Source organism: Paraburkholderia sp. J69-1 (genome assembly GCF_905220255.1).
Classification (GTDB): Bacteria; Pseudomonadota; Gammaproteobacteria; order Burkholderiales; family Burkholderiaceae; genus Paraburkholderia.
On sequence record NZ_CAJMZG010000009.1, the window covers coordinates 142,820 to 155,759 of the forward strand.

Sequence of the window (12,940 nt, forward strand, 5' to 3'; positions counted from 1 at the left end):
CATGCCCCGACTTCCTCCCTTACGCCAGGAGCTGACGCTCACGCGCGGCGCGTCCACGCCTGAAGGCGCGCCGACGTGGATGCTCCATGATCCGGCCGCGAACCGCTTCTTCCAGATTGGCTGGCCTGCATTCGAACTGCTCGCGCGTTGGCCGCTCGACGACCCGCGCGCGATTGTCGAGAGCGTGAATCGCGAGACCACGCTCACGGTAACGCTCGACGATATGGAGATGCTGCTGCGCATGCTGCGCCAGCAGAACCTGCTGATCGCCACCCACGCACAGGACACCGCGCGCCTGCAGCAACACGCCGACGCCCAGCGCAGCACGAGCGCGATGTGGCTGCTCAAGCACTATCTGATGATTCGCGTGCCGCTCTGGCATCCGATGTCGTTTTTGCGCCGTACCGCGCGTTATGCGGCCTTTGCCTACCGGCCTGCATTCTGGCTGGCGGTGGCGGCGTGCGCGCTGATCGGCCTGTTTCTCGCCTCGCGCCGCTGGGACGAATTCCTGCATACCTTCCACAATTACGCGGATTGGCGCGGCTTGATCGGCGTGGGCGTTGCTTTGGGCTGCGCGAAAGTGCTGCACGAATTCGCCCATGCTTATACGGCGCAGCGCTACGGCTGTCGCGTCCCGACGATGGGCGTTGCGTTGCTCGTGATGGTGCCGGTGCTGTACACGGATACCACCGAAGCGTGGAAAGTGCCGCAGCGACAGCATCGCTTATGGATTGGCGCGGCCGGCATGCTCAGCGAAATCGCGCTGGCGGCGGTCGCTACGCTCGCATGGAGCGTGCTGCCCGACGGCTCGTTGCGTGCGGGTGCATTCCTGCTCGCCACCACCACATGGATTGCCACGCTTGCGATCAACGCGAGCCCATTCATGCGTTTCGATGGCTATTTTCTGCTGTCCGACTGGCTCGACATGCCGAACCTGCATGACCGCGCTTTTGCGCTGGGGCGCTGGTGGCTGCGCGAATGGCTGTTCGGATTCGGCGATCCGCAGCCTGAACCGTGCACGGCGTCGCGGCGGCGCTTTTTGATCGGCTTTTCGTTTGCGACGTGGCTGTACCGGCTGATCGTCTTTATGTCGATTGCGCTGGTGGTGTATCACGCGTTTTTCAAACTGCTGGGCATGGTGCTGTTTTGCGTGGAATTCGGCTGGTTTATCGTGCGGCCGGTGTGGCGCGAAGCGGCGGCCACGTGGCGGCGGCGTACGGAACTGCATTGGCGTCGCGAGACTTTGCGCAGTGCGTTGATCGGCGCGCTGCTGTTGGGCTTTTTCGTGCTGCCGTGGCACGCGGGCGTGAGCGCGCCCGCTGTGTTGGGGCCGCAGCGCGCGCAGGGCGTGTATACGGTCGAGGCTGGCTATCTGGATGCGGCTGTGCCGCCGGTGCGTGACGGTGCGAGCGTGCATGCGGGCGATACGCTGGCGGTGCTGGTCTCGCCGGACCTCGATTACAAGCTCAAGGCCGCGCAGGCCGATGAAGCGCAATTGCGTTGGGAAGTGGCGCAGCAGCCTTTTGATGAGCGCTTGCAGCAGCAGGGGACGGCGCTGGCGCGGCGGTGGGATGCGGCGCGGCAGACGGTGGCGGGATTGCAGGCGGAGATAGCGCAGTTGACGCTGCGGGCGCCTTTTGATGGGACGGTGCAGGAGGCGGGCGACCCGCCGGTGACCGGGGCGTGGCTTGCGCGTGGGGAGCGTGTCTATGATGTGATTGCGCCGGTTGGCGTTAAGGGTGACGCGTTTGTTGGCGAGAACGATGTGGGGCGGCTCAAGGCCGGGCAGAAGGCTGTGTTTGTGGCTGGGGTGGCTGAGATGGCTTCCAGGCGCTGTGTTGTCGAAGCAGTCGATAAGGTTAATCTGGCGACTCTGGATGAGCTTTCTGTGGCTAGCGTTTATGGGGGGCCGATTCCGGCTGAGCAGGACGCTAAAACCCATCGTGTTGTGCCTTTGCAGGCGACCTGGCAGGTGCGGTTTGGGAAGTGTGATGGGGCGGTTGGGGTTGCCAGGGATGTGGAGGGGACTGTTTTTCTTGGGGCCGGGCGCGAGAGTTTGATGGGGAGTGGGGTGCGGTTTGTTGTCGCGGTGTTGCAGAGGGAAGTGGGTTTTTGAGCTTTTTTTGTTTTCTTTTTCTTTGGCATTTCCTTGAATTCGTGTCGGTCTATTAGCGTCGCCCCTGTGCGGGGCGGCACCTACTTTTCTTTGCAGCGGCAAAGAAAAGTAGGCAAAAGAAAGCCGCTCACACCGCCAGTGTGACGCAGTCCACAAACCGCCGTTCAGGGGGAAAGGTATAGGAGCATCCGATCCCTCGCACCCTACCACTAAGTGACAAGGCGCCCGCCCACCCGGGGACGCTGCGCGCCCCGAGGGGCATAACGAAAACGCAAACCGAAGGTTTGCTGGATTCACAAAAACGCTTGAATTTCAGGGGTTTCCCACGCATACCCGGCCGTTGCACGCGCAGCGAGCAACGGGATGAATGACGGCTTTGTCACTCAGTTTGAAGGTGCGAGATGGCAGACGCCCCTATACCATTCCCCGCGTAAGGCTGTTTGTGGACTGCGTCATTCTGGCGTTTGTAGCGGCTTTCTTTTGCCTACTTTTCTTTGCCGCTGCAAAGAAAAGTAGGTGCCGCCCCGCACAGGGGCGACGCTAATAGACCGACACGAAAACAAGGAAATGCCAAAGCAAAAAAGAAATGCAAAAACAAAAACAAAAAAGCACCAACCACATTCCACCACACCAAAAACCCTAAAAAGAAACCACCAACCCCCCCGTCCCATCCTTACAACAACATTCCCCCACCCACCCCAACATTCACATTCCCAAGCTACGATAAAACCCACCCGTCTGACCGGATTGAATCGAAGGAACCCAGGGAATATGAAATACGAACACGCGCTACAAAAAGCGATCAAAGTGCGCCTCGAACGCGCGATGGAGCTTGCCGAACTATTCGGCCTGTTCATCATCGGAATCGGCACAGTGGCCGCAATGGTCCACCTCATCTACCGCATGGTGAATTCGGACGGCGTATCGCTGACCGATCTGCTGCTGATGTTCCTCTACCTGGAAGTGTTCGCGATGGTCGGCCAATACCTCAAAGCCGGCCAGCTGCCCGTACGCTTTCCGCTCTACATCGCGATGGTATCGATCGCACGAGACCTGATCCTGCGCGCCGGTATGAATACCGAACTTCACCTGCTGGCATCGGCAGGCGCGATCGTGCTGATCGCACTAGGCGTGCTCATGATTCGCTACGGCCAGTTCAAATACCCCAGCGAACCGGTCGAACAAAAGGCCGAAGATACCAAGTAAGCGCTTCAAACCCTCCGCATCACAGGCCGCGCACAGCCACGCGCGGCCTCTCCAGCCCCATACGAAAAGCAAGCGGAACCGTCAGCGTTCCGTAACCCGTACCACAGCCTTTCGAAGCCTTCCCGCTTCTTTCATGCTCCGTTTCATGACTTGTCGTTTCAGCGCAAGTCGTCGTCGCGTTTGCTACGTTCGCGCGCTTATTGCCGCGCGACGATTAAGCATCGATCGACCCCGATGAAACCCGAGGAGAAGAAGAAATGGCACGATTCAGGAAAGTCCCGATGTGCGCCGCCGTGCTGGCGGCGCTCGCAGGCTCCAGCGCCTTCGCGGCCGATCCGGCCATGTGCAGGAGCGTGCGTTTCGCGGATGTCGGCTGGACCGATATTGCCGCGACCACCGGGCTGGCCTCGACCATTCTCGCGGGCCTGGGCTACGCGCCCACGACCACGCTCGCTTCCGTGCCCATCACCTTCGCCGGCCTCAAGTCGAAGCAGATCGATGTGTTCCTCGGCTACTGGTCGCCGACCATGGACCCGATCATCGAGCCGTTCGTCAAGGCCGGTACGATCAAGGTGCTCAATACGCCCAATCTCACCGGCGCCAAATACACGCTGGCCGTGCCCGATTATGTCTATCAGGGCGGTCTGCATTCGTTCCAGGACATCGCGAAGTTCGCGGACAAGCTGCAAGGCCATATCTACGGCATCGAACCGGGTAACGATGGCAATGCGTTGATCCAGAAAATGATCAGCGGCAATCAATATGGCCTGGGCAAATTCAAGCTCGTCGAATCGAGCGAGGCGGGCATGCTCGTGCAGGTCAATCGCGCGATTCGCGACAAGCAATGGATCGTGTTCCTCGGCTGGGAACCGCATCCGATGAACGTGCAGATGAAGATCGACTATCTCACGGGCGGCGATGCCGTGTTCGGCCCGAATTATGGCGAGGCGCGCGTGCTCACGGCCGTGCCGCCCGACTATAGCGCGCGTTGTCCGAACGTTTCGAAGTTCGTTTCCAATCTCCAGTTCACGACGTCGATCGAAAACCATCTGATGGTGCCGATCATGAATAAGGAAGACCCGGATAAGGCCGCCGCGGCCTGGCTCAAGAGCAATCCGCAGATGCTCGACAAATGGCTCGCTGGCGTGACGACCTTCGACGGCAAGCCGGGATTGCCCGCCGTGCGTGCCTATCTGGGCACGCATTGATGTCGTGATTCAAGACTTTGAATAAGGCTTTGAATAAGGCTTCGAATGGCAGCGGGCATGAGGTGTGCGAAGTCACGCCATTTGTCTGCGGATTTCCGGTGTATGCGCCGCGCTACGCCGGAAATCCCGATAGGCCCGGTAATTTTGTTCGATTAGCGTTGAACAAAGGAGGAGATAGATGGAGCAGGCTGGAATAGGAGCAGGCAGTGCAGAGCAGGGACGCGCAAGCGAAAGCCCCGGTTCGGGTTTGCGGCGCGGACTCACCTGGAAAGACGCCTTCTGGGTCACAAGCGGCGTGCCCGCAGGCGTGCTATTCACGCTAGGCGGCGTATGCGCGACCATCGGTCAGCCCGCATGGGCGATCTGGATCGCGTCGATTACGATGGGCCTGATCCAGAGCGCGACTTACGCCGAAATTTCAGGCCTTTTCCCGCATAAGTCGGGTGGCGCTTCGGTGTATGGCGCGATTGGCTGGGTGCGTTACAGCAAGATGGTGGCGCCCGTTTCCGTGTGGTGCAACTGGCTTGCCTGGTCGCCCATGCTCGCGCTCGGTTGTGGACTCGCGGCGAATTACGCGCTGGCCACGCTGTTTCCGCCCGAAGCCACCGTGCGTCAGTGGCACTGGACGATTGCGAATCTCGGCTTTATTCAACACGGTCTGACCTTGCGTATCAACGCGACGTTTCTGATTGCCGCCGCGTTCTTGCTGATCACGTTCCGTCTGCAACATAGCGGCGCTTCGAAAGCGGCGCGCACGCAGAAGATTCTTGGCATTGCATCGCTTACGCCGCTGCTGATCGTCGGCATCGGTCCGTTCGTGACCGGCGATGTGCCGGCGACTCATCTGTTTCCGCTGCTGCCGCTGGGTCACGATGCACGCGGCAATCTCACCGCATCGCTTTTCGGCGCATGGAACGGGCAGGGCGTGGTGATGGCGCTGGGCGCAATGTTCATGGCGGGCTGGGCTTCTTATGGCTTCGAAACCGCAGTCTGCTATACGCGCGAATTCCGCGACCCGCGCCGCGATACGGCGCGCGCAATCTTCTGGTCGGGCGCCTTGTGTCTCGTGGTGATGACGCTCGTGCCGCTCGCGTTTCAGGGGGCGCTCGGCACGCAGGCAATGCTGGACCCGCGTATCGGCGACGGTACGGGCGTGGGCACGGCGATGGCGTCTATCGTCGGCGGCGGCGCATGGGTCGGCAATGTGATGGTCGTCATGTTGATGCTGTCGATCCTGCTGATCGTGATGACGTCGATGATGGGTTCGTCGCGCACGCTGTATCAAGCTTCGGTCGATGGCTGGCTGCCGCGTTATCTGTCGCGCGTGAACGAGCATGGCGCGCCCACTGCGGCGATGTGGACGGACCTTGGTTTCAATCTCGTCTTGCTGGCGATGTCCGATTACATGACGGTGCTGTCGATCTCGAACGTCTGCTACATGCTGTTCGTGTTCCTGAATCTGCAGTCAGGCTGGATTCATCGCATGGACCGTCCGTCGTGGCATCGGCCGTTTCGTTGCCCGACCTGGCTGCTCGTAGCCGGTGCGGTGTGCGGCTACGCGAATCTCGTGTTCGTGGGCGCAGGCGCGAATCTGCAAGGCGAAAACACCTTGCGCGATGGGCTTTTTGCGGTGCTGCTGATCGTGCCGGTGTTTGCCTATCGCCATTACTGGCAGGATCGCGGCCGCTTTCCGGCTGGCAGCGCGCACGATATGGAACTGGCGGTGACGGTGCGCAGCCGCTGGAAGTCGCTGGCGCCGTATGGTGCGCTCGCGCTGGCCGCAGCGACAATTGCCGCTTCGCATTATTTCGCGGCGAGGGTGGGTTAAGTCGAGTGGTTGGCGCGTAGCGCTTGAGTTGGGGTGACCTCTGCGAGTTCTGACGGATCGTCGAACTCGCTTTTTTATTTTATGCATTGGCTGGTAATTTTCGCTTTCTCTGCGCCACGTCAGACGCCCTCTGTTTTCCCGCACCTATACTCAACGGCCTTTTCCTGTACCCGTTCCGATATCGATAAGCAGTACAGCGAAATCGTTAATGCGTGCCGTCGAATAGAAACAATAAATGCGGAAAATGGAGGTCGAATTGAAGAAATTGAACAATGTGCTGGTGCCCACGCCGCATGGTCTCATGCTGGTCAACCGTAACGAGGCGTCTTTTGCGTTTGGAACCGGCGTGGCGCTGCTGGAAGAAGGCGGCTATGACCCGCGCGAGATTGGCTTGATGCGCGAGATCGTCGAGGTATTGCCGCCGGAGTGCGTGGTGCTCGATGTGGGCGCGAATATCGGTGTGCATACGCTGGAGTTCGCGCGGGCATGCGAATCGAAGCGCGGTATCGTGCACACGTTCGAGCCGCAGCGGATTTTGTTCCAGATGCTGGCGGGCAATGTGGCAATGAACAATTTCCAGAATGTGCATTGCCATCTCGCGGCCGTTGGTGCGCAACAGGGCAAACTCAAGGTGCCGCGTATTGATTATTCGATACCTTCCAGCTTTAGCGGTATTGAGTTTGGCAATGGGCAGCAAAAGGAATTCATCGGGCAAGCGCCGCAATGGGATGCCGCTGAAGAGACCGTTCCCATCATTACGCTCGATAGCCTGAATTTGCCGCGCGTGGACTTCATGAAGATCGACGTGGAAGGGATGGAGATCGACGTGCTGCGCGGAGCCAGCAAAATCATCGATACATTCCGTCCGCCAATCTATATCGAATATGGAAAGAACGATCCGCTCATGTTGGCTAAAGCGATCTGGGACTTCGGCTACGATATTTTCGTATTCAGTGCGCTGGACTGGATTGCAACACCGAAGGAGGATTCGGTTGTGCAAATAGCCGGTCTGACAAAACTCATGCCTTAAGCGGCCGCGTGTTCGAATACGCGCAGCCCCGGTTCTGCGTGACAGACAGAGCCGGGGCTTTTTTTGTTGGCGCGAGTTTCAGACTGTCGCCGGCTGACCGTTGCGTTTCGCCACTGGATTCTGCGGCACCACGCCGCCGCGCGCAGGCGCACCGTTGGCGACGTAGTAAGGCGTTTCCACCCGCGCAAGCGCGGCGCGCCCGCGAATACGATCGGCGATTTTCTCGGCCATCATGATGGTCGGCGCATTCAGATTGCCCGTGGTGATCAGCGGCATGATCGACGCATCCACCACGCGCAGACCGTCGATACCATGCACGCGGCCTTCGGCATCCACCACCGCCATATTGTCGTAACCCATCGGGCACGAGCAGGAAGGGTGATAAGCCGTTTCAGCGCGGCTGCGCACGAAAGCGTCGATCTGCGCATCGGTTTTCAGATCCGCGCCGGGATTTAATTCGCGCCCGCGGAAGCGATCGAGCGCAGGCTGCGCAATGATCTCGCGCGTAATGCGAATGGCGTCGCGGAATTCGCGCCAGTCGAGCGGCTCGGCCATATAGTTGAAAAGAATCGACGGATGCTGGCGCGGATCACGCGAACGCAGTTTCACACGGCCGCGACTGGGCGAGCGCATCGATCCCACGTGCGCCTGGAAGCCGTGCATTTCGATTGCATTGCTGCCGTTGTAATTGATGGCGACCGGCAGAAAGTGATACTGGATATTCGGCCACGGATCGTCGTCGCGTGTGCGGATAAAGCCACCCGCTTCGAAGTGATTGCTCGCGCCGATGCCGGTGCCGCGCAACATCCATTCAAGGCCGATAGCGGGTTGATTGCGCAGTTTCAATGCAGGGTAGAGCGAGACCGGCTCCTTGCACTCGTACTGCATGTACATTTCCAGGTGGTCCTGAAGATTGCGGCCCACGCCCGGCAGATCGAGCACGACGGGAATGTCGAGTTCGCGCAGCCACTCGCCCGGACCCACGCCCGAGCGCTGCAGGATCTGCGGCGACGCAATCGCGCCTGCACAGAGCAGCACTTCGCGTCGCGCATGACGTGTGACGCGCGCGGGGCCGTCCATGAACACCACGCCGCGCGCACGCTTGCCGCTAAAGAGAATGCGATCGGTCACGGCATGCGTGACGATGTCCAGATTCGGCCGATGGCGCGCCTGATCGAGATAGCCGCGCGCCGTGCTGGCGCGCCGGCCTTTCGCCGTCACCGTGCGATCCATGGGGCCGAAGCCTTCCTGACGATAGCCGTTGAGATCGTCGGTGCGCGGATAGCCCGCTTCGACGCCCGCTTCGATCATCGCTTCGAACAGCGGATTCACGCCGGGCTTGCTGGTCGTCACATGCACGGGACCTTCGCCGCCGTGATAATCGTTCGCGCCCACATCGCGCGTTTCCGCTTTGCGGAAATACGGCAGACAGTCCAGATAGCTCCAGTTTTGCAGACCTTCGATAGCGGCCCAACCGTCGTAATCGAGTGCATTGCCGCGGATATAGCACATGCCGTTGATCAACGACGATCCGCCCAGGCCCTTGCCACGCCCGCATTCCATGCGGCGGTTGTCCATATGCGGCTCGGGGTCGGTTTCGTAGGCCCAGTTATAGCGCCGCCCCTGCAAAGGATAGGCGAGCGCAGCGGGCATCTGTGTGCGAAAGTCGAAGCGATAGTCGGGGCCGCCCGCTTCCAGCAACAGCACCTTGACGTCTGGATCTTCGGTGAGGCGCGTGGCGAGCACATTGCCCGCCGATCCCGCGCCGATGATGATGTAGTCGTACTCCTGCGAGGCCATATGCGGTTCCCTCTCTGCGGCGCTTTTTAAAAGACGGGCTGATACGGTCCCAGCTCGACCTGAACGGATTTGATGCGCGTGTAGTGCTCGAGCGTGGTGAGGCCGTTTTCGCGTCCCACGCCCGATTGCTTGTAGCCGCCCACCGGCATTTCGGCGGGCGACTCGCCCCACGTATTGATCCAGCAAATACCCGCTTCCAGACGATGAATCGCGCGATGCGCGCGCGCCAGGTTTTCCGTCACGACGCCAGCGGCCAGACCGTAGAGCGTATCGTTCGCTCGATCGATTACTTCGCTTTCCTCATCGAATACGAGAATGCTCATGACCGGGCCGAAAATCTCCTCGCGTACGATCTGCATGTCGTCGCGGCAATCGGTAAAGACCGTGGGCTGCACGAACTGGCCGCGCGCGAAGTCGCCTTCGATCCGACGTGCACCGCCTGCGAGCAACCGCGCTCCTTCGCGCTTGCCGCTCTCGATATAGCGCAGCACTTTTTCGAGTTGCGCCGCACTGGCAAGCGGCCCGAAGTTGGTGGCGGGGTCGCTGGGCTGACCCACGCGAATGCCCGCCACGCGCTCGATGACGCGTGCTTCGAAGGCCTCGCGCACGGCGCGATGCACGAATACACGCGTGCCGTTGGTGCAGACCTGGCCCGCGCTGAAGAAGTTGGCGGTGACGGCGATATCGGCGGCGCGATCGAGATCGGCATCGTCGAAAACGATCAGCGGTGACTTGCCGCCCAGTTCCATCGTCACTTCCTTGAGCGACGATGCGCCCGCGGCCGCCATCACTTTCTTGCCCGTTTCCACGCCGCCCGTGAACGAAATTTTCTCGATGGCGGGATGCGTGCTCAGCAGCGCGCCCACGCGTGCATTGCCCTGTACGACGTTGAATACACCAGGCGGCACACCCGCTTCGATATAGATCTGCGCGAGACGCGAGGCAGAAAGCGGAGTGATTTCGCTGGGCTTGAAGATCATTGCGTTGCCGGCTGCGAGTGCAGGCGCGGATTTCCAGCAGGCGATCTGCAGCGGGTAATTCCACGCGCCGATACCGGCCGTCACGCCCAGCGGTTCGCGCCGCGTGTAGACGAACGAGCTTTCGCGCAGCGGAATCTGCTGGCCTTCGAGTGCGGGCACGAGGCCCGCGTAATACTCGATCACGTCGGCGCCCGTGACGATATCGACGCTACGCGTTTCCGCGATGGGCTTGCCGGTATCGCGCATTTCGAGCTCGGCGAGTTCGTCGTTGCGCTCGCGCAGCAATTCGACGGCGCGGCGCAGGATGCGCGAGCGCTGCATGGCGGTCATGGCGGCCCAGACGCGCTGGCCCGCGCGTGCGGATTGCACGGCGCGCTCGACATCGGCCGCGCTGGCTTGCTGCACGATGGCGAGCAGTTCGCCGGTGGCGGGGTCGTGCGTTTCGAAGGTTTCGCCGCTGGTGGCGTCGGCGTACTGGCCGTCGATAAAGAGGCGTTCGGGGCCGAAAGCAGTCGTGCGAGTGGTCATGCGAATGTCGCTCCAGTTCAGGCGCGCTGGGCCGCACGCGGGCGGGCGTGCGCTTCCAGCAGAAGGTCGATGTAGTCGTTGGCAAGGCGCAGCGCGGCCTTTGTATCGAACGGCTCGCCGGTGGTGGCGCCACGCAGCCACAGACCGTCGATCATGGCGGCAAGCCCGCTGGCGGCGCGGCGCGAGGCCGCGTGCGGCAGTGCGCGGCCGAACTCCACACAGAGATTCGAATACAGCCGCCGCGTATTGACGTGTTGCAGCCGCCGCAGCGCGGGCACATGCATGCTCTCGGCCCAGAACGCGAGCCAGGTCTTCATCACGGGGCCGCTAACCTGCGAAACGTCGAAATTCGCCGCGACGATCGCGCGCAAACGCGCCCGTGCCTGCGGCCGCGCAGCCTTGAGCCGGCGTTGCGCAGCCGCACCGAGATCGCGCAGCACATGGCGCATGGTGGCTTCGAGCAGCGCATCCTTGCCGCCGAAATAGTGGCTGACGATGCCCGTGGAAATGCGCGCGCGCTGCGCCACGGTAGCAAGCGTCGTGCCGGACAGACCCGACTGATCGATCGACTCCAGAGTGGCATCGATAAGCTGGGCGCGGCGAATTTCGCGCATTCCGATCTTGGGCATGGCATTCCTGGTGCATCGTGAAGGGCTTAACTTTAAGTTTTTTTTATTGAACGATCAATCAATAAAAAACGGGATGGGTCCTGTATGACGTATTTTCGAAGCTGCTTGACGGATTCGCGATGATCCTGGGCCGTCATGTCGCATCAAGCCTGGCGGGCGTCGTTTGAGCGCAAGTGGCGGGAGATTTGGACTTATACGTTTTGCAGGTCCGTGCGCTGCTTGCAGCATGCGGCCTTTCAACCGTAGTGCGAGTCTGGAGAGACCGACACCATGAAAATAACGAATACGGCGGCCTTGAGTGCCATTGCGCTGGCGACGATGCTGATGTCGAACGCGAGCCATGCGCAGAGCAGCGTGACCCTCTACGGCATTATCGACGCGGGTGTGACGTGGGTGAACAACGCTGGCGGCTCGCATCAGGTCAAATTCGACGACGGTATTTCCTATGCGAACCGTTTTGGCTTAAAGGGCACGGAAGACCTGGGCGGCGGACTGAAAGCGGTGTTCGAACTGGAAAGCGGTTTTCACCTGGGCAACGGGCAACTGGCGAACGGTGGATCGCTATTTGGGCGTGCTGCTTATGTGGGACTGCAAAGCGATTGGGGAACGCTTACGCTCGGTAACCAGATCGATATGACGCAGGAGTTTGTTTATCTGTTCAATATCACCGCGTGGGCGAGCGGCTATGCGATCAATCAGGGCGACTTCGACCGCATGAATGGGGATCATCTGCCTAATTCGATCAAGTTCATGTCGAATACCTATGGTGGGTTCCAGTTCGGCGGTATGTATTCATTCAGCAATACGCCAGGGGATTTCCATACGGGTAGCGCGTGGAGCGTGGGAGCGCAGTATCAGCATGGCGATTTTGCTATGGGGACCGCGTATACGCAGTTGAATAATCCTTCAGGGATTTATGCGTTCGATCCTTATGCCATGATTGGTGTGCGGTCTTTTTTTGGGCGGCCTACTGTGAGCGTGGATGCTTCGGGGGCGGTTACCGATCTTTATTCCAGCGATTCGTTTCCTGTTGATAAACAGGGGACGTTTGGGATTGGGGCTAGCTATGCGATCGGCGCTGTGACGCTTTCTGGAGACTTCACTTATACGCAGATCAAGGCGTTCGGGGACAGCGAACATATGCTCGTGGCCGAAGGCGGCGCTAACTGGCAGGTTACGCCGGCTTTTAGTGCTATTGGCGGGTATCAGTACACTCACTTCGATGGGCATCACTGGAATCAAATCTCGGCTGGGTTGCATTATCTGCTTTCCAAGAATACCGATGTTTATCTTTCTGGCGACTGGCTTAAGGCTTCGCAAGGGGTCGATGCTGTGATTGGGTATAGCTTTACGCCTTCTTCCACTACTACGCAGGCCGATGTGCGTATTGGGATGAGGCATTCGTTCTGATCGGGTTTCTTTTGTTTTGGCATTTCCTTGAATTCGTGTCGGTCTATTAGCGTCGCCCCTGTGCGGGGCGGCACCTACTTTTCTTTGCAGCGGCAAAGAAAAGTAGGCAAAAGAAAGCCGCTCACACCGCCAGTGTGACGCAGTTGGCAAACAGCCTTTTAGGGGGAAAGGTATAGGAGCATCCGGTCCCTTGCACCCTACCACT

At 60.1% G+C, this 12,940-nt stretch carries 9 protein-coding genes; 6 read left to right on the forward strand and 3 right to left on the reverse strand.

Annotated elements, in window-relative coordinates; all coding sequences use genetic code 11:
• Position 1: 1 nt before the first annotated feature.
• The 5 genes from U5A67_RS18025 to U5A67_RS18045 all read left to right on the forward strand — a co-directional run bounded on the left by U5A67_RS18025 (position 2) and on the right by U5A67_RS18045 (position 7,388).
• Positions 2 to 2,116: an HlyD family efflux transporter periplasmic adaptor subunit gene (locus tag U5A67_RS18025; RefSeq protein ID WP_321815546.1), complete on the forward strand. Its 2,115-nt coding sequence runs from the start codon at positions 2 to 4 to the stop codon at positions 2,114 to 2,116.
• Positions 2,117 to 2,887: 771 nt separating this feature from the next.
• Entirely contained in the window at positions 2,888 to 3,322 is a 435-nt protein-coding gene (locus tag U5A67_RS18030; protein ID WP_205980727.1) for a phosphate-starvation-inducible protein PsiE, read from the forward strand.
• 281 nt (positions 3,323 to 3,603) lie between these two features.
• Positions 3,604 to 4,530, forward strand: a complete 927-nt coding sequence (locus tag U5A67_RS18035; RefSeq protein WP_205981066.1) for a choline ABC transporter substrate-binding protein — start codon at positions 3,604 to 3,606, stop codon at positions 4,528 to 4,530.
• A gap of 178 nt (positions 4,531 to 4,708) precedes the next feature.
• Positions 4,709 to 6,358 carry an APC family permease gene (locus U5A67_RS18040; RefSeq protein ID WP_415767866.1) on the forward strand — a complete coding sequence of 550 codons (1,650 nt, stop codon included), beginning with the start codon at positions 4,709 to 4,711 and terminating at the stop codon, positions 6,356 to 6,358.
• A gap of 244 nt (positions 6,359 to 6,602) precedes the next feature.
• Entirely contained in the window at positions 6,603 to 7,388 is a 786-nt protein-coding gene (locus tag U5A67_RS18045) for an FkbM family methyltransferase (protein WP_321815547.1), read from the forward strand.
• Positions 7,389 to 7,466: 78 nt separating this feature from the next.
• Here U5A67_RS18045 and betA read toward each other — a convergent pair whose 3' ends face one another.
• From betA to betI, 3 genes are read right to left on the reverse strand one after another with little or no spacing between them, the layout of a single operon-like run.
• A complete protein-coding gene (gene betA / locus U5A67_RS18050) occupies positions 7,467 to 9,188 on the reverse strand; it encodes a choline dehydrogenase (RefSeq protein ID WP_321815548.1) in 1,722 nt (573 codons plus the stop codon).
• A 26-nt stretch (positions 9,189 to 9,214) separates the two neighbouring features.
• A complete protein-coding gene (gene betB, locus U5A67_RS18055) occupies positions 9,215 to 10,696 on the reverse strand; it encodes a betaine-aldehyde dehydrogenase (RefSeq protein WP_321815549.1) in 1,482 nt (493 codons plus the stop codon).
• A 17-nt stretch (positions 10,697 to 10,713) separates the two neighbouring features.
• A complete protein-coding gene (gene betI, locus U5A67_RS18060; RefSeq protein ID WP_205980734.1) occupies positions 10,714 to 11,325 on the reverse strand; it encodes a transcriptional regulator BetI in 612 nt (203 codons plus the stop codon).
• Between the two features lie 270 nt (positions 11,326 to 11,595).
• Between betI and U5A67_RS18065 the strand changes: the two genes are divergently transcribed.
• On the forward strand, positions 11,596 to 12,735 hold the full coding sequence (locus U5A67_RS18065; protein ID WP_415767867.1) for a porin: 1,140 nt from the start codon (positions 11,596 to 11,598) through the stop codon (positions 12,733 to 12,735).
• Positions 12,736 to 12,940 lie beyond the last annotated feature (205 nt).

Excerpts from the sequence above, each read along its gene's own strand:
- U5A67_RS18025 (WP_321815546.1), top strand. The coding sequence starts at position 2 with ATGCCCCGACTTCCTCCCTTACGCCAGGAGCTGACGCTCACGCGCGGC.
- U5A67_RS18030 (WP_205980727.1), top strand. The coding sequence starts at position 2,888 with ATGAAATACGAACACGCGCTACAAAAAGCGATCAAAGTGCGCCTCGAA.
- U5A67_RS18035 (WP_205981066.1), top strand. The coding sequence starts at position 3,604 with ATGTGCGCCGCCGTGCTGGCGGCGCTCGCAGGCTCCAGCGCCTTCGCG.
- U5A67_RS18040 (WP_415767866.1), top strand. The coding sequence starts at position 4,709 with ATGGAGCAGGCTGGAATAGGAGCAGGCAGTGCAGAGCAGGGACGCGCA.
- U5A67_RS18045 (WP_321815547.1), top strand. The coding sequence starts at position 6,603 with ATGGAGGTCGAATTGAAGAAATTGAACAATGTGCTGGTGCCCACGCCG.
- betA (WP_321815548.1), bottom strand. The coding sequence starts at position 9,188 with ATGGCCTCGCAGGAGTACGACTACATCATCATCGGCGCGGGATCGGCG.
- betB (WP_321815549.1), bottom strand. The coding sequence starts at position 10,696 with ATGACCACTCGCACGACTGCTTTCGGCCCCGAACGCCTCTTTATCGAC.
- betI (WP_205980734.1), bottom strand. The coding sequence starts at position 11,325 with ATGCCCAAGATCGGAATGCGCGAAATTCGCCGCGCCCAGCTTATCGAT.
- U5A67_RS18065 (WP_415767867.1), top strand. The coding sequence starts at position 11,596 with ATGAAAATAACGAATACGGCGGCCTTGAGTGCCATTGCGCTGGCGACG.